At 65.1% G+C, this 16,706-nt stretch carries 15 protein-coding genes; 3 read left to right on the top strand and 12 right to left on the bottom strand.

Annotation, left to right across the window (positions count from 1 at the left end):
• Positions 1–92: 92 nt before the first annotated feature.
• A complete protein-coding gene (locus ACVMIM_RS05575; RefSeq protein ID WP_476110986.1) occupies positions 93–1,031 on the top strand; it encodes a phosphatase PAP2 family protein in 939 nt (312 codons plus the stop codon).
• Here ACVMIM_RS05575 and ACVMIM_RS05570 read toward each other — a convergent pair.
• Genes ACVMIM_RS05570 through ACVMIM_RS05545 form a run of 6 tightly spaced genes read right to left on the bottom strand, consistent with a single transcriptional unit; the run spans position 1,028 to position 8,122 of the window.
• Positions 1,028–1,489, bottom strand: coding sequence for a MarR family winged helix-turn-helix transcriptional regulator (locus ACVMIM_RS05570; protein WP_476110985.1), 462 nt, complete (start codon positions 1,487–1,489; stop codon positions 1,028–1,030). The genes ACVMIM_RS05575 and ACVMIM_RS05570 overlap by 4 nt on opposite strands.
• Complete coding sequence (locus tag ACVMIM_RS05565; protein WP_476110983.1) at positions 1,486–2,070, bottom strand: amino acid synthesis family protein; 585 nt, start codon at positions 2,068–2,070, stop codon at positions 1,486–1,488. The genes ACVMIM_RS05570 and ACVMIM_RS05565 overlap by 4 nt, the downstream gene beginning before the upstream one ends.
• A complete protein-coding gene (locus ACVMIM_RS05560) occupies positions 2,063–2,947 on the bottom strand; it encodes a UPF0280 family protein (RefSeq protein WP_040998380.1) in 885 nt (294 codons plus the stop codon). Before ACVMIM_RS05560 ends, ACVMIM_RS05565 begins: the two co-directional genes overlap by 8 nt.
• A complete protein-coding gene (locus tag ACVMIM_RS05555) occupies positions 2,947–4,488 on the bottom strand; it encodes a 6-hydroxynicotinate reductase (RefSeq protein ID WP_476110982.1) in 1,542 nt (513 codons plus the stop codon). Before ACVMIM_RS05555 ends, ACVMIM_RS05560 begins: the two co-directional genes overlap by 1 nt.
• Complete coding sequence (locus ACVMIM_RS05550; protein WP_476110980.1) at positions 4,485–7,268, bottom strand: molybdopterin-dependent oxidoreductase; 2,784 nt, start codon at positions 7,266–7,268, stop codon at positions 4,485–4,487. Before ACVMIM_RS05550 ends, ACVMIM_RS05555 begins: the two co-directional genes overlap by 4 nt.
• Positions 7,265–8,122 (bottom strand): FAD binding domain-containing protein, encoded by an 858-nt coding sequence (locus ACVMIM_RS05545; RefSeq protein WP_476110978.1) that lies wholly within the window; start codon positions 8,120–8,122, stop codon positions 7,265–7,267. Before ACVMIM_RS05545 ends, ACVMIM_RS05550 begins: the two co-directional genes overlap by 4 nt.
• A 323-nt stretch (positions 8,123–8,445) precedes the next feature.
• Here ACVMIM_RS05545 and pncA point away from each other — a divergent pair, with 323 nt between their 5' ends.
• A complete protein-coding gene (gene pncA / locus ACVMIM_RS05540) occupies positions 8,446–9,060 on the top strand; it encodes a bifunctional nicotinamidase/pyrazinamidase (protein WP_476110976.1) in 615 nt (204 codons plus the stop codon).
• A 37-nt stretch (positions 9,061–9,097) separates the two neighbouring features.
• Entirely contained in the window at positions 9,098–10,516 is a 1,419-nt protein-coding gene (locus ACVMIM_RS05535; RefSeq protein WP_476110974.1) for a sodium:proton antiporter, read from the top strand.
• On the opposite strand, the gene ACVMIM_RS05530 is transcribed toward ACVMIM_RS05535, so the two are convergent.
• The 6 genes from ACVMIM_RS05530 to ACVMIM_RS05505 all read right to left on the bottom strand — a co-directional run bounded on the left by ACVMIM_RS05530 (position 10,513) and on the right by ACVMIM_RS05505 (position 16,689).
• Positions 10,513–11,226: an ABC transporter ATP-binding protein gene (locus ACVMIM_RS05530; protein WP_476110972.1), complete on the bottom strand. Its 714-nt coding sequence runs from the start codon at positions 11,224–11,226 to the stop codon at positions 10,513–10,515. The two genes, ACVMIM_RS05535 and ACVMIM_RS05530, sit on opposite strands and share 4 nt — an antisense overlap.
• The gene (locus ACVMIM_RS05525; RefSeq protein WP_476110970.1) at positions 11,219–11,947 is read right to left on the bottom strand and encodes an ABC transporter ATP-binding protein; all 729 of its coding nucleotides are present in this window, start codon (positions 11,945–11,947) and stop codon (positions 11,219–11,221) included. The genes ACVMIM_RS05530 and ACVMIM_RS05525 overlap by 8 nt, the downstream gene beginning before the upstream one ends.
• Complete coding sequence (locus ACVMIM_RS05520; RefSeq protein WP_476110968.1) at positions 11,944–12,906, bottom strand: branched-chain amino acid ABC transporter permease; 963 nt, start codon at positions 12,904–12,906, stop codon at positions 11,944–11,946. Before ACVMIM_RS05520 ends, ACVMIM_RS05525 begins: the two co-directional genes overlap by 4 nt.
• Entirely contained in the window at positions 12,903–13,784 is an 882-nt protein-coding gene (locus ACVMIM_RS05515; RefSeq protein ID WP_040998394.1) for a branched-chain amino acid ABC transporter permease, read from the bottom strand. The genes ACVMIM_RS05520 and ACVMIM_RS05515 overlap by 4 nt, the downstream gene beginning before the upstream one ends.
• A gap of 16 nt (positions 13,785–13,800) precedes the next feature.
• Positions 13,801–15,105, bottom strand: a complete 1,305-nt coding sequence (locus ACVMIM_RS05510) for an ABC transporter substrate-binding protein (protein WP_040998396.1) — start codon at positions 15,103–15,105, stop codon at positions 13,801–13,803.
• A gap of 147 nt (positions 15,106–15,252) precedes the next feature.
• A complete protein-coding gene (locus tag ACVMIM_RS05505; protein WP_476110966.1) occupies positions 15,253–16,689 on the bottom strand; it encodes a hypothetical protein in 1,437 nt (478 codons plus the stop codon).
• Between the last annotated feature and the right edge of the window lie 17 nt (positions 16,690–16,706).

The raw sequence follows: 16,706 nt of genomic DNA, 5'->3' as shown, positions 1-16,706 counted from the left end.
CACCAGGCCGGTGGCAACCCGGCCGGCTCGCGCGTTACCCTGAACTAGGCAATGTTCCGCAAAAGCTGTTTGGGCTCTGCCTGGTATATATTATGATGGCGCTGCTGATCTGGCCGTCGGCATATTCCGCGATGGCACAGATGTATCTGCGGCGGCTTTTCGTCTTTGGATCGCTCGGTTTTCTGGCCATGACGATCCCGGTGGCGGTGGTTTTGTCGCCCAAGGCTCCGCTCACATTCATCGCGATGTCGATCCGCACCAATGGGCTGCGGGCGGCCAGTGTCGTGATCGTGTTTATTCTGACGCTCTCCGCGTTCACGACCTACAAGGTGAACATACCCGACATCATTCCCTTTTACTGTGACAAAGCCCTGGCCGATTTCGGAGAGCTGCTGCACGGCCAGGCGCCATGGCGCATCGTTCACGCATTCGATTCCGACCTTCTGGCGATGATCGTGTCGGTAACTTATGCCCAACTCTGGTTTCTCGAATGGTTCGGCTTGGTGTTTTTTGCAGCGCTGTTCGCCAATCGGCCGACGCATATGCGATACCTCACTGCGATGGCCGTCGTCATCATGGTGGTCGGAACCCTGATGGCGACGCTGTTTTCCTCCGTCGGCCCGATCTTTTACGATGAATTGCTGGGTGGCGATCGCTACGCGGACCTTCTGGAAGTGTTGAAGCAGCGGCCCTACAACGAGCATGTGCTGTCTTATTCCAGCTATCTTCTTGCCACTTATAGGGCCGACATGCCGGCGCTTGGTTCCGGGATTTCCGCCATGCCCAGCATGCATGTGGCGATCGCCACGCTGAACGCGTTCTACCTTGGGCGACTCAACCGCTGGCTCGGCATTGCGGGCTGGGTGTTCGCGATGCTCATCCTATTTGGTTCGGTGTATACGGGCTGGCACTATGCGGTTGACGGCTACGTCTCGATGCTGGTTGTGGTCTTGATCTGGGGGCGCACCGCAAACATCACCGACGGCAAACCAAGTCCTTCCCGCCTGATGCCGGTCGCGCAAACGCTCTAAGCCAGCTTCGCCAGCAGCCGCAAGAAGGTCGCGGCTTCCTTGGCCGTGAGCGGCGCCAGCGTCTCCTCGGTGATGGTGCGCGCCAGCGGGATCAGCCGCTCGATCGCTTCGCGGCCTTCAGCCGTCAGATTGACCAGCAGCCGCCTTTTGTCGACTTCGTGCTTGGCAAGCTCAACCAGGCCGCGCGCCTTCAGCCGGTCGATGACGCCCTTTACGGTCGCGGCATCCATGGCGATCAGCGTTCCCAGCTGGTTCTGCGAGGTCTCGCCGATGTCGTAAAGCTTGGCCAAGGCGGCGAATTGCGGCGGCGTCAGGTCGCCGATATGCGAGGCGAAGATCGCGACATGGCGCTGATGCGCCTTGCGCAGGATGAAGCCGACCTGGTCCTGCAGGTGGTAGTTGTTCTCGTCGCCGTCTTCGGCCTCGACCAGCCGCAGCAGATTGTCCTCGCCGCTCATCTGAGGCCGTCCCATGCCTTGATGTCCTCCGCCGCCAGGCCGCCCATGCGGTTGTGGACGCGCGGACCGCAGGTCATGGCGAGGCAGAACAGGATCTCGTCCGGACGCGGGCCGTCGCTGATGCCGACCTCCATGGCGTCGAAATGGCTGCGCACATAGGCGGCGTTGATGTGGCCGAGCGGCACGTCGAGCTTTGACCCGAAGGCGCCGACCTTCTTGGCCGAGGGCACGATCGCCTTGGCGCCGCCGAGGCGCTCGCGCATGGCGTAGCCGCCCGGCACGTGCCATAGCGCGCCGTGCTCCAACTCGCCCGCCGTGCCGACGATGGCGCCCTTGCCATAGCCGTCGATCTTCTTCACATCGCCGCCAAGTGCTGTAATCAGCCTGTCCGAGAGCAGAGGCCCGAGCGGCTTCAGATCCTCCATCGCGCCCTGCAAATCCTCGACATAGCGGCCGGCAAAAGGATTTTTCACGAGCGCCATGGCAGCGGCGCGCAGGCGCGGCTCTTTGGCCGCGGGTCCGCCCTCGTGGAAAATTTCCTCGGTCAGAACCGCGATCTTGCGGATCGGAAACTCAGGCATCGGCAAATTCCTCCTGTGCATGCTTGTTGGGCGCAGCGAGCGTCACCGAGCCACTGATGCGGGCCTCGCCCGCCAGAAACAGCGCCGAGGCGGTGACCAGGCCGCGCCGGCGAAAATCTTCGGCGACGGCAAGGCCGTTGTCCAGCGCCCGCGCCACCTCGGCGGCGCCAAGCGCGCCGACGCTTTGCGTCACCAGTAGCTCACCGAGATCGCTGTCGGGCGCCAGATCGCGCGCGGACACACGTTCGATCGCCGGGTGGCCCGGCAGGTCGACGGCGTTGGCAATCAGCGTCGCCGCGGCGTCGGCCTCCGCGCCGGTGCGCGCAAGAACGGTGACGGCATCGGCAATGCCCAGCGAAAACGACCGGCCGCGCCAGCCGCTGGTGGCGACGCCGCGCACACCATCTTCGGAGCGGATGGTAACCCGGTCGGCCATGCCATTGCCGGTGCCGGCGATCGCAACCGTCATCGACCTCCCGATGCCAAGATGGAGCGCGCAGTCGCCGCCATTGTTGACGTAAGCGCGGTCGAGGCGGCGGCCGGCGAGCATTGAGCCAAGAATTTCGTCGGCTACCGAACCGGCAACGGCGGCCATCGGCGTGATGAAGCATTCCGCCAACGGCATGACGGCCGCTTCCATGCGGCGGGCCGTTGGGCCCGCAAAATCGCGCGGCGCCAGGAAGAAGGCCGGCAAGCGCAATTCGGGCAGCTCCTCGACCACCTCGATCAGAATCGTCTGAAAGCGGGCGACTGCCTGTTCGTAAGCGGCGCGGCATTCATCCGTTTCACCGAAGGCCTCGACGATCAGATCGATCGGCCCATGGTTGAGATGAAGCCGCCGGCCGTCGGCGAGCCAATGCGCCTGCGGGCCATTTATCATCCAGCACCATTCGCCGCCGCACGCCGCAGCTGCACCAGCGGTGGCCAGGGATTGCCGGCCGGCGCGCCGGTGTTGCTGCGCGGATTGAGATATTCGCCGCCCTTGGCGAGGATATCCTCGACGCTGCGTATCTCGTTCTCATAACCGCCGAGGCGGACATAATCGTCGCGGCGCATGGTGAATTCGATCGGCGCCACAAGTGCCGGGGTCGGTACATAGCCGAAGGCGCCTTCCGGAACGCGGGTGACGTCGACCATCAGCGTGATGCCGCCGCCTGGCCAGACATAGACCGGCGCGCCGCCGACCGTGACATAGGTTTTCAGGCCCTGCACCGATCGGGTGAGGTTGACCGGGTTTTCGGTGACGCCGGCACGCAACGAGCCGCCGGCGCCGCCGATGAACAGAACCGTGCACAGCGCCGGCTCGCAATTGTCCTCGATCAGGCCGACGGATTTTTGCAGCCGTTCAGGGAACGGCTTCTGGATCGGTTTCAACTGGTCGTCGAGCTCGTAATACGCGAACTGCTCGCCGGTGGTCGAAACCATCAGCAGCGACAGGCCCGGGCGCGCGCCCTTCTTGGCGTTCCAGTCGCCGAGGATCGACAGCGGATCGGAGATCGTCGTGCCGCCCCAGCCGAGCCCGGGTTCCGATACCTTGAAATAGCGGCCGGGCGTCGAGCGGCGGCCGATGATCTTTATGCCCGTATCCTCCCAGCCCAGCACCTTGCCGGCCTGATGCTCGGACACGACACCCGTGATGTGGTCGTCGACCACCACCACCTCGTCGACCAGCCCGCGCCATTGCGTGGCGAACATGCCGATGGTGGCCGAGCCGCAGCCGACGCGCATGCGGTGCTCGACCTTGCCGTCGATGACCGGCGCCTTGCCGGCCTCGACGATGACCGTCGCGCCGCCATCGATGGTGAGCTCGACCGGCTTCCTGTTGCAGAGATTGAGCAGCGCGTCGCAAGTGGCACGGCCTTCCTGCTTGGAGCCGCCGGTCAGGTGATGGACGCCGCCGAGCGACAGCATCTGCGAGCCATACTCGCCGGTGGTGACATGGCCGATCGCCTCGCCTTGTGCGCGTACCGTCGCCGTCTCGTCGCCGATGTGGCGGTCGGTGTCGATCTTCACCTTGACACCGCAATAGGAGAAGATGCCTTCGGTGACGACGGTGACGAGATCGACGCCCTCGACTTCCTGGCTGACGATGAAGGGCGCCGGCTTATAATCCGGATAGGTGGTGCCGGCGCCGATCGCCGTGACGAAACGCCTTCCGGTGTTGACCAGTTCGCCGTTCCAGGCTTCGCCCTCGGCGACGAACGGCACGACCGAGCCACCGGTCTCGGCCGCATGGTCGAGGATGGTCAGCGGATCCATGCGCACGATGCGGCCGCCGATATTGCCGTAGCGGTCGCAGGCGCCGGTGCGGCCGTCGGCGATGTAGCACATGACCGGGCAGGCATCGCAGCGGATCTTTTCCGCCACCTGCTTCTCGCCGGGATCATGGGTTTCGAAACGTTCGGCAAGCTCGCTCATCGGCGCGCCTCCTTCTCGCGGATCGCCGCCAGGATGCGGCTCGGCGTCGCCGGCACCTTGGTGACCAGAACACCCGTGGCATGGCGGATGGCGTTGAGGATCGCCGGCGCCGTCGGGATCAGCACATGCTCGCCCAGACCCTTGGCGCCAAACGGCCCTTCGGGATCCGGAACCTCCACCAAAATGTGCTCGACCGGCGGCACGTCGCCGATGGTCGGGATGAGGTAATCGTGCAGGTTCTCGGTGCGGCCGGGGATATATTCCTCCATCAGTGCCATGCCGATGCCTTGCGCGATGCCGCCCTCGATCTGGCCCTCGACCAGCAGCGGATTGATCGCCTTGCCGACGTCATGCGCGGCGGTGATCTTGATCAGCCTCACGGTGCCGAGCTTAAGGTCGACCTCGAGCTCGGCGATCTGCGCGCCATAGCCGTAGACCGCGTAAGGCTTGCCTTGGCCCTTGGCGTCGAGCGGCAGCGTTGGCGGGTCGTAGGTTTCTTCCGCAACGAAAACCAGGCCATCGCCATCAACCTTCAGCGCCGCGAGATCGATGCGCCGCACCGCGTCGCCCTCGCGGATGGAGATGCTGGCGCCATCGAGAACGATCGTCGCATGCTCCGAGACATTGGCGAAGCGCAGGATTTTCTCGCGCAACGCGCGGCCGGCCTTCTCGGCCGCCTTGCCCGTCACAAAAGTCTGGCGCGACGCGGATGTTTTGCCGGCATCGGGCGTAATGGCGGTGTCGGCGCTCTTCAGCTTGAACCTGTCCAGCGACAGGCCGAGCGCGTCGGCGCAGATCTGGGCGATAACCGTGTTGGAGCCCTGGCCGATGTCGACCGCGCCCTGGTGCAGGATGACCTCGCCCGAGGCCGAGATGCCGACCTTGATGGTCGAGGGATTGGGCAGCGAGGTGTTGCCGCAGCCATACCAGCAGGAGGCGATGCCGACGCCGCGCTTGCTTGCGCCATGGCTCTCATTGAACGCCTCCGCCTCCGCCAGCGCGCGCGCCCAGTGCGGCTGAAGCTTCTCCAGGCATTCGCCGATGCCGACGCCGGATTCCAGGCGCTGGCCGGTGACCGTCTCGCAGCCGTCGCGCAAGCAGTTCTTCAGGCGGAAATCGAGCCGGTCGATACCGAGCTTGCCGGCGAGCTCGTCATAGAGCGTTTCCTGCATGATGGTGGCCTGCGGCACACCGAAGCCGCGGAAGGCGCCGGCGATCGGGCCGTTGGTGTGGATGGCATAGCCCGTCGCCCGGTAATTTGGCGTGAGGTAAGGACCAGAAGCATGCACCGGCACGCGATTGGCGACGGTCGGGCCCCAACTGGCATAAGCGCCGGTGTTGAAATCGCCTTCGAAGACCATGCCGATGACGCGGCCTTCGGCATCGGCGCCGATCGTCGCCTTCATCTCGGCGGGATGGCGCTTGGTGGTCGACATCATCGATTCGTTGCGTGTGTAGGCAAGCGCGGCCGGCCGCCCCGTCTTCATCGCCACAAGGCCGATCAGCGGCTGCAGCGAGACATCGAGCTTCGAGCCGAAGCCGCCGCCTGTGGCGGTCGGCACGATGCGCACCTTCTCGACGGGAAGGCCCAGCACTTTGGCGGTGTCGTCGCGGTCCATATAGGGTGCCTGCGTGCAGGCGACGACGACCAGCGTGTCGCCGTCCATGTATGCGTAGCCGGCTTCCGGTTCGATATAGGCATGCTCGACGAAGGAGGTCTCGATGGAGCCCGAGACCGTGACCGCTGCTGCGGCGAGCGCTCCTTCCGGATCACCGCGCTCGACATAGCCGGAAGTGAGCAGGTTCGCCGGCCGGTGCGAATGGATCAGCGCGGCACCTTCGGCCTTCGCCTCGCCGGGCTGCAGCAGATGCGGCAGCTCGGTCCAGGTGATCGGGAAATCCGTCAGGTCTAGGTCAAGGATGGCTTCGCGCTCACCCGCCACCAGCGCCACCGCCTCGCCGCGCAGACGGACAAAACCCTCGGCCAGAGCCGGCTGGTCGGCGAAGGGGCCGATGACGCCGAAACAGTTCTTGCCCGGAATGTCCCTGGCGGTGAAGACGCCGGCGATGCCGGGATGCGCTTTCGTCCAGGCGTCGAGATCGCCGACGCTGAAGCAGGCATGATAATGCGGCGAGCGGACCACCAGCACCGACAATGCGTCGGCCGGGAAGGAATCGCCGCCGAATTTTTCACCGCCAGTGACTTTCGGCACGCCATCGAGCCGGATCGGCGAGGCGCCGACGGCGCGGCCCGCTTTCGGCAGGCGAAGGTCGACACCGGTAATCTGCTGCGAGACCTGCATCACCGCCGCGACGATTTTCCTGTAGCCGGTGCAGCGGCAGAGCACGCCGCCCAGCGCATCCTGCGTCTCGGCCTCGCTCGGGGTGGGGTTGCGCTCCAAAAGCGCGGTGGCCGCGACCAGCAGGCCAGGCGTGCAGATGCCGCATTGCGCGGCGCCATGCTCCAGGAACGACGCCTGCAGGGCCGAAAGCCGGCCATTGGCAAGTCCCTCGACAGTGGTGACGGATGCGCCGACCACCGAGGCCGCCGGCATCAGGCAGGCGCAGACTGGATTGCCGTCGACCAGCACCGTGCAGGCGCCGCAATCGCCGGCATCGCAGCCGACCTTGGTGCCGGTCAGCCGCAACTCGTCGCGCAGAACCTGCGATAGCCTCCGCACGGGCGGCACCGAAACGCTGACGGCCGCGCCATTGACCTCGAAGGCGATGTCGGCGCGTTCGATGCCGGACTGGGCCATGCCGGATTGGGCCGTGCTCATGCCGCCACCTTGCCTTGATCAAGCCCGACCGCACCGCGCACGGCGCGGACGACGATCTCGCGCGCCGCTTGCTCCCGGTATTCGGCGCTGCCGCGCACATCGGCGATCGGTGACAGTTCATCGAACGGCGCCGACAGCACCGCATCGGCAAGCGCCTCATCGATCGGACGCCCGCGCAGGGCCGCCTCGACGCCGGCAAGACGGCGGGCGACCGCCGAGCAGGAGCCGACGGCAATCGCCGCTTCGGCGACGGCGCCATTCTCAACCACGAGCCGCGCCGCCGCCATGGCGATCGAGATGACGAGATAGCGCCGGGCGCCGAGCTTGACGAAGGCCGAGGCGCCGGCCGCGGAACGCTTCGGCACGCGAATGGCGGTGACCATTTCGCCCGGCTGCAGCGCCGTGCGGCGATTGCCGAGGATGAACGCGTCGAGCTGCAGGTGACGGGTGGCGTCTACGGAACGCAATTCGACATCGGCGTCGAGCGCCAGCAGTGCCGGCACGCCATCCGCTGCCGGCGAGGCGTTGCAGAGATTGCCGGCAACGGAAGCGACATTCTGGATCTGCACGGAACCCACCTCGCGCGCGGCTGCCTTGAGCGCGTCGAACGCCGCCGGCAGAGGGTGCCGGACAATGTCGGTCCAGGTCGTGCGGGCGCCGATCCGCCAATGCTCACCTGCCTCCGCGATGCCGCGCAGTTCGGCGAGACCGTTGATGTCGAGGACGTTGTCGCGGAACGGCTTCGCGCCCTGCGCCGGGTAGAAATCCGTGCCGCCGGCGAGAATGCGCCAGCGATCCTCGCCAAGCAGAGCGAGCGCCTCGTCGACCGTGGTGGGTTTCGCGTAACGGATCACGCTCTGCCTTCCAGAACCTTTCCAGAAACGGACCATTCCCACTTGGCCCTCCCAAAGCACTGACCTTGGGCTTTCTGCCGGTTCGCACCGGTCAAATTCATTCGTATGCAAATGATATCAGGCGGGCCGGAATTGTCAAAGCCGGAGTTGGCGCCGCGAAGACCTGAACGCGATTGTTATGGCGCCGGAGGTTGACGCCGCCGGCCATCTGGTCAAGGTTCCCTCTCTGGTCGCGTCAGGGGCTTTTGACTGCAGCCCCCAAAGCCGAACCAGGGGGGCCGAACCAGAGGGCCGACCCAGAGGGCCGAACGAGAGGAAGCCGCATGGCCGAAGAAGCGCTCATCGTCATCGACCTGCAGAACGATTTTTGCCCGGGCGGCGCGCTGGCGGTCGCCGGCGGCGACGAGATCGTGCCTTTAGTCAACGATCTGATCCGGCGCAGCGACCATGTGATCCTGACGCAGGACTGGCATCCGGCCGGACATTCGAGCTTCGCCTCCAGCCATCCCGGCAAGCAGGCGTTTGAAACCATAGAGATGCCTTATGGGCCGCAGACGCTGTGGCCGGATCATTGCATCCAGGGCAGCCTCGGTTCCGATTTCCATTCCGGACTTGCCTGGACTAAGGCGGAGCTGGTGATCCGCAAGGGATTCCGCACCGCGATCGACAGCTATTCGGCCTTCTTCGAGAACGACCACACGACGCCGACCGGCCTTGGCGGCTATCTCAAGGAGCGCGGCATCGACGCGATCACGCTGGTTGGGCTGGCCACCGATTTCTGCGTCGCCTTCTCGGCGCTCGATGCCATCAAGCAGGGCTTCAGGACGACCGTGCGGCTCGATGCCTGCCGCGGCATCGACCTCAACAGCTCGGTCGAGGCGATGCTGAAGCGCATGCGCGAAGCCGGCGTGACGCTCGAAGATCGTCCGGCGGACTGACCGGACTGTGGGATATCGAGGCGGCTTCTCGATCTCGATGAGCAGCTTGACCGCCGGCCTGATCGCTGCGGCCCTGATTGCATTTGCGCAGCCGGCGCTCGCCGCCGAAATTCACGAACTGCCGGGCGCCGCCATGTCGCTGTGGTGGGGGTTACCCTTTGCCGGCCTGCTGTTGTCGATCGCGACGGGGCCGCTGCTTTTCCCGCATGTGTGGGAACATCACTATGGCAAGATCACCGCTGCCTGGGCTGCGCTGGTGGTCGTGCCGCTGGCGGTCGTCTTCGGCCTTCCTTCGGCAGGCGAAGCGGTGCTGCACACGCTGCTCACCGAATATCTGTCCTTCATCATCCTGTTGTTCGCGCTCTACACGATCTCGGGCGGCATCCTGCTTGCCGGCAACATCCACGGAACCCCGCTCACCAATGCCGGCCTGCTGCTCATCGGGGCGCTGCTTGCCTCGGTCATCGGCACGACCGGCGCCTCGATGATCCTGATCCGGCCGGTGCTGCGCGCCAACGACAACCGGCCGTTCAATGCCCATGTCGTGATCTTCTTCATCTTCCTGGTCTCCAACATCGGCGGCTCGCTGACCCCGCTCGGCGATCCGCCCTTGTTCGTCGGCTTCCTGCGCGGCGTCGATTTCTTCTGGACGACAGCGAATTTGTGGCGCGAGACGCTGTTCACCGGCGGCCTGGTGCTCATCGTCTTCCTGGCGCTCGACATCGTGCTGCATCGTCGCGAGGGCGGCATGCCGAAGATCAAGGACCCGACGCCGGACACGAAAGTGCGCCTGCACGGCCTGGCCAATTTGCCGCTGCTGGCCGGCGTGATCGGCGCGATCCTGCTTTCGGCAAGCTGGAAGCCAGGCGTCAGCATCCAGATCCTCGGCGTCGGCCTCGAGCTGCAGAATCTGGTGCGCGACGCCATCATCCTGGCGCTGGCCTTCCTGTCGCTTAAAGTCTCGTACAAGAGCCACAGGGAGGCGAACGGCTTCACTTGGGGGCCGATCGCCGAGGTGGCGAAACTCTTTGCCGGCATCTTCATCTGCATCGTGCCGGTCGTCGCCATTTTGCGGGCCGGCCATGACGGCGCGCTGGCGCCGCTGGTGGCGCTTGTCACCTCCGCCGACGGCCGGCCCAACCATCTCGCCTATTTCTGGCTGACCGGGGCACTGTCTTCCTTCCTCGACAACGCGCCGACCTATCTGGTGTTCTTCGAGCTTGCCGGCGGCGACGCGCACCACCTGATGACGGAAGCCGCCTCGACGCTTGCTGCGATCTCGGCCGGCGCCGTGTTCATGGGCGCCAACACCTATATCGGCAACGCGCCGAACTTCATGGTCTTCGCCATCGCCAGGCATCGTGGCTTCAAGATGCCGGGCTTCTTCGGCTATATGGCGTGGTCCGGCCTGGTGCTGTTTCCGACGTTTTTGATTGCCGGGTTTTTGTTTTTCTAACCGACGCCGACATACCGCCGCACTGCGGACGGATCCGCCCGCAACGCCTCGACATCGACCGTCTCGCGGTTGCGGCCGTTCTCGATGAAGCAAACCCGATCCGCCACCGACAGCACGGCATCGACACGCTGCTCGACCAGGATGGTCGAGACACCCAGCTCGCGTAGCTTCGCCACCGTCTCGCGGATCTTGGCGATCATCGACGGCATCAGCCCTTCGGTCGGCTCGTCGAGCAGGAGCACTTGCGGCTCGAGGCAGAGCGCGCGGGCCATCGCCAGCATCTGCTGCTCGCCGCCGGACAGCGTTCCCGAACGCTGCTTCAGCCGCTCCCTGAGCAAAGGGAAGAGAGCGAGGACGTTGTCACGCGTCTGCTTGCCCTTGCCGCGCGCCATCAAGCCGATCTCGATGTTCTCCGCCACGCTCATGTCGGCAAACAGTCGCCTGCCCTGCGGCACATAAGCGACGCCAGCCTTCGGCACGTCATGCGCGGCAAGCCCGGTCAGTTCCTTATCGTCGAGCTTGATCGAGCCGGCAGCCGCCGGGACCAGCCCCATGACCGCCTTCAGCGTCGTCGTCTTGCCGGCGCCGTTGCGGCCGAACAGGCAAAGCACCTCGCCCTTATTCAAGACGAGGTCGAGGCCGTAGAGCACCTGCACCTCGCCATAGAAGCAGTCCAGCCCGGAAATGGTCAGCAACCCCGGATCAGCCATGGGTCGCTCCGAGATAGGCGTCCTGCACTTGCATATTGGCGCGGATCTCACCCGGCGTGCCTTCGGCGAGGATTTTTCCCGAATTGAAGACGGTGATGCGGTCGGCAAGCTGCATGACCACCGGCATGTTGTGCTCGATCAAAAGCACCGTCGCGTTCCTGGCGATCTCGCGCACCAAAGTGATGAAATTGTCGATCTCGCTATCGGCCAGGCCTTGCGTCGGCTCGTCGAGGATAAGCAGGCGCGGCTTCAGCGCCAGGCCCATCGCCACTTCGAGCAGGCGCTGGTGGCCGTAAGAAAGCTGTCCGGCCAAAGTGCCGGCGCGGTCGGCAAGGCCGGTGCGCTCCAGAGCCGCCATCACGCCGCTCCTCACCTGCCCCTTTGTGCGGCCGTCCGTGAGGGTACGCTGCACAGGCAAGGCGACATTGTCGAAGGCGGTGAGGTTGGCGAAGACGCTGGTGATCTGGAAGGTATAGGCGACGCCGAGGCGAACCCTTTTGTAAGCCGGCATGGCGGTGATGTCGGCGCCGTCGAAGACGACCATGCCGGAGGACGGCCGGATGCGGCCCGAGAGCAGGCTGACGAAAGTGGTCTTGCCGGCGCCGTTCGGGCCGATGATGGCGCGGATCTCGCCCGGCATCAGCGCGAAGTCGACGCCGTCGACGGCGCGCAGGCCGCCGAAATTCCGCGACAGGCCCTTGGTGGTGAGCAGCGGCTTCATGGGAGCCACCCCAGCCAGCGTTCGCGGATGCTGCCCAGGACGCCTTTCGGGAAGAACAGCACCAAGAGGATGAGCGCCACGCCGACGATCAGGAGATAGGCGGAGGTGAAGCCGCTGGTGATGTCGGTGACATAATACATGAACAGCGTGCCGATGAGCGGCCCGAGCGTGGTCGCAGCACCGCCGAGCAACACCCAGAGCAGGGGCAGGATCGAGTACTGGATCGACGCGAAGCTCGAGCCGACATAGCCGAACAGCAAGGCATAAGCAGCACCGGACGCCGCGCAGATGGCGCCGGAGGCAACGACCGCAACGAGCTTGTTGGCGACCGTATCGTAGCCCAGCATTTTTGTCCGCTCCTCGTTCTCGCGGATCGCCACCAGCACGCGGCCGAAGCGGGAGCGGACCGTGGCTAAAGTTACGAGCAGAATGATCGAGAAAAGCGCCAGCGCAATCATGTAGCGCACTGTCGGATCGGTCAGGTCAAAGGATGCGCCGCCGATCGCGACCACCCGCGATGCCTGCTGGATGACCAAGCCCTGGTCGCCGCCGGTCCAGGCGGCGAAGTAAAGAATCAGCAGATAAAAGACCTGGGCGAGCATCATGGTGACGATCATGAAGGCGACACCCGAAGTGCGCAGCGCGAGCAGGCCGATGACCAAGGCGAGCAGCGCGCCACAGGCGATCCCGACGACGAAGGCTTCCGGCACGCCCCAGCCGAGATGATAGACGGTCAAGCCAGCGCCATAGAGGCCGGCCGAGAAGAACATAGCGTGGCCGAGGCTGAGCAGGCCGCCATAGCCGAAGAGCAGATTGTAGCCCATGGCGAAGACGGCCAGCGCCATGATGCGGGCAAACAGGCCCTGATGATAATCGGGCAGGATGAAGTTCAGCGCGAAGAGAAGCGCGATGACGCCGATATGCAGGGCGTAGGTCTTTGCCGGCGAAGCATCCCTCATCTGGACGTCGCCCCGAACAGGCCTTGCGGCCGGAACACCAGCACCATGGCGACGACCAGCGTGGCGATGATCTTGGCGAGCGTCGGCGAGAAGAACATCGAGATGATACCGTCGGAGAGGCCGATCAGGATGGCGGCGACCACGGTGCCGCGGAGCGATCCCAGACCGCCGATAATGACGACGATGAAGGACAAGAGCAGCGGGTCCTGGCCCATCAGGTAATGCGCCTGGCTGATCGGCACGATCAGCACTGCGGCGATGGCCGCCAGCATGGCGCCGACGGCGAAGACGCCGGCATAGACGCGCTCCACCGGAATGCCGAAGGCCTGCGCGGTCTCGCGGTCATATTGCGTGGCGCGCATGATCAGGCCGATTTTCGTCCGGGTCAGCACCAGCCAGGTGATCACCAGCAGAATGGCGGAAGCGGCGACCACCGACAGCTTGTAGCCGGAATAGCCGAACCACGGCAAAAGGATGCGGTAGCTGAAGGGCGGCTCCACCGGACGCGCTTCCGGGCCGTAGAAAGTCAGCGCCAGCTGCTGGATGATGTAGAGCATGCCGATGGTGGCGACGATGGTGCCTTCGGGATTGTAGTTGAGCCGGCGCAGCACCAGGCGTTCGGCAACGAGCGCGACCAGCCCGACCAGCAAGGGCGCGATCACAAGTGCTGCGACGAAGCCGATCGCTGGATGGCCGGAGATCGCCGTCGACACCGCCCAGGCGAGCACCGCGCCCAGCATGAAGAACTCGCCATGCGCGACATTGACGACGCGCATGACGCCGAACACCAGCGACAGGCCAAGCGCCGTCAGCGCCAGAACCGCGGAGGTGACCAGACCCTCGAGGGCGGCGAGGAGGAGGTGGGGGCCGAAGTGCATCAGCTATGAGACAAGCTCACAACGCCTGCGTCGTGTAGTCCCCTTCCGGCTCGTAGAGGCCGTCCTCGATCTTGGTCTTGTGGACAACCTTGAGCTTGCCGCCTTCGACCTTGGAGATGTTCTGGATGCCGAAGCACTGGTGGATCTTGCCGTTGAAGGTCTTCGGACCCTGCGGATGCTCCGGCCCCTCGGCGAATTCCTTCAGCGCTTCGGTCGCCTCGACCAGCTTGGCGCGGTCCTCCGGCCCCTTGTAGCCGGCATCCTCCATCGCCTTCTTGACGACATAGAGCGTCTCCCAGCAGCCGAACATGTGGGCGGCGGTGGACACGTCCTTGGCGTCGCCGACGGCGGCCCCATTGTCGTCGATGCCGACGGCGGCGCGGTAGGCCTTCTGCGCGGCGGAATCGTCCGGCTGCGCGTAGCGCGGCGAGCCCTCCCAGAAATGGCTGCCGTCGAGGAATTCGAGGCCCGGGCTGTTGATGTCGACGGCTTCGAGCGAGTCGATGAAGCCGAAGAGCTGCGGCCTTTGCGAACCGTAGAACTCGCCGAGCTCCTTGACGAAGGTGAGCACAGCCGGACCGACCATGACATGGTAGATCACCTCGGTCTCGGCCGGGATCTGCGGGAAGTATTTGGTGAAGGAGCTCTCCGTCGGCGGGATGGCGATCTGCGCGATCACGTCACCACCTTGCGCCTTCAGCGCCGGCGGCAGGTAATCGCGGTGGTCGTAGCCGAAAGCGAAGTCCGGGAAGATCTGCGTTACCTTCTTGCCGGCGTTCGCCGCGATCCACGGCGCCATCGACTGGATCTGGCTCTTCACGTCGGTGATGCCGGGCTGGAAGACATAGCGGTTAAGCTTGGTGGAGGCGACGTGATGGCCTTCGCTGACGACGAAATAGGGAATCTTGTTCTCGCCGGCGGCGGGCGCCGAGCCAATCACGACATGCGAAAACAGCGTGCCGAAGACGATGTCGGTCTTGTGCTGCTTGGCGAACTTGTTGACCACCTCGGCGCCGCGGGCTGGATCGGTGCCGTCATCCTCGATCACCAGCTCGACCTTGCGGCCGCTGATGCCGCCGGCATCGTTGATCGCCTTGACGGCGGCCGCGCTCGTCTTTTCGTACCAGCGGCCATAGGCGGCACCGATGCCGGTGCGGTGCGACTGGAAGCCTATTCTGATGGGCGCCGAGCTCTGCGCCTGGCTATAGCGGACGAAGCCGGGGGCCAGCGCAAGGCCGGCGCCCGCGGCCATGCCCTTCAGCGCGGTGCGGCGCGACAGCGTCGTCTTGGAGAGGTCGAAAAATCCGTTCTTGTCAGCCATGTCCGTTCCCCTGTTTTTTCAGTTCTGACCAGCGATAAGGCGGCTAAACCATCCTCTTCCCGAGGATGGGAAAATTGCATGTGTACAAACTAAATCACCAAAGCCCCGACCTGGCAAGCGAGCTTCCCCAAGGACAGGAACCTTGTCTCATCCCGCGGTCGGCGTTGCAAGCAACCACAGACCGAAGATGGTGTAGGCGATCATCAACAGGGTGAGCGGGAACTGGCTGAGCGCGGCGCGGGACAACTGCTTGTGGAGGCGCCAGGCAAGGCCATGCGCGACAAGCACGGCTAGCATATGGCCGGCGATGATGACGCCGGCTTGCAGGTTCCACAGCCACCAGGCCGATTGAGCGCCGGCGACGACGCCGGCTTCGACCATCATGCTGGCGGTGCCGAACAGGTTCCAGCCGAGCCCGAAGGGATCGGACACGGCGACCAAGGCGTATTGGCCGTCGACCAAAAGCACGATGAGGTAATGCGCGATGTGGTAGGCAAGCGCGATCGGCACGATGGACCAGACCAGCAGGCCGGCGGTTTTTCCGAGCGGCTGCGTATCGCCGGCGAGTCGTTGGCCGAGAAAGACGGCCAGCGCGAACACAGCCGCGAGCAGGATGAAGGTGAGCACGAGGCCGAAGCTGCCGATGCCGATCAGCGCGGTGCGGCCGGGATATTCCAGCGGGTTGAGGCCGAAGAGGCCCAACCAAAAGAAGGTTTTCGACAGGCCGTCGAAGGATACCGAAGACAGCGCCAGCAGGAGAAAGGCCGTGCCGCTCAGCGGCAGCGGCTCAGCCGCGAGCAGCTTGGCGCCCGGCCAGCAGAGCGAGAGCCGGCCATCGCGGCGATCGAGCGGCGCGAAGCGGGCGACCATGGAAAAGAAGACGGTCAAAAATTCGCCGCGCTTGCTCCAGCCGCCATAGCCGAAGACGAGCATCGCGACAAAGCTCGCCAGCCAGTAGATGCCGGCGGCAAAGGCGAGGCGGGCCGGATCGTCCGGCGCCGGATCGATCAGCTCGAACCAGGCAAAGGCGAGGAACAGCACGAAGGCCGGCCAGCAGCCGAGCCATGGCGGCAGGAGCGACGGCTTGGCCTCGCCGGCCTGAAGGCCGAAGACGCGAGAGGCGACGCGCCAAGGGCCGTACCACGGGTTGAGCCCCGACCAGAGGTCACCGAAGATGCCCTGCAGCAGCGTGAAACCGGCCCAGAGCAGCGTCCAGATCACCAGGGGCAGCGGATTGGAGAGCGGGTCGCGGCTGCCGAAAAGACCGGCGGCGACGAGAAATATCAAGGCGGCAAAGGAAGTGAGGCTGACGGTGATGCGCGGGCGGTCACTGAAGACAAGCAGGGGCAGGCGCCGGCGCCAGAACCGATCGAGGGCGGCCGGCGGCAGCAGCGCCAGCACGAGGAAGCTGACGGCCACCGCCAGCGCGCCGCCGGCGATGTAATAGCCCGTCGGGAGAAGCAGCACGTGGCCGCGGTCGGAGGCGTGGGCGAAGGCGGGGGTGGGGAGGAGGGTGAGGGCCGCTACGAAGGCCAACCACGGAGGCTTGCGCTCTACGGCGCCCCCCTCTGTCCTGCCGGACATCTCCCCCTCAAGGGGAG

It is taken from the genome of Mesorhizobium sp. USDA 4413 (assembly GCF_056280365.1).
Note: the sequence above shows the minus strand (reverse complement) of the source record. Positions and strands in the feature narration are given on the sequence as shown.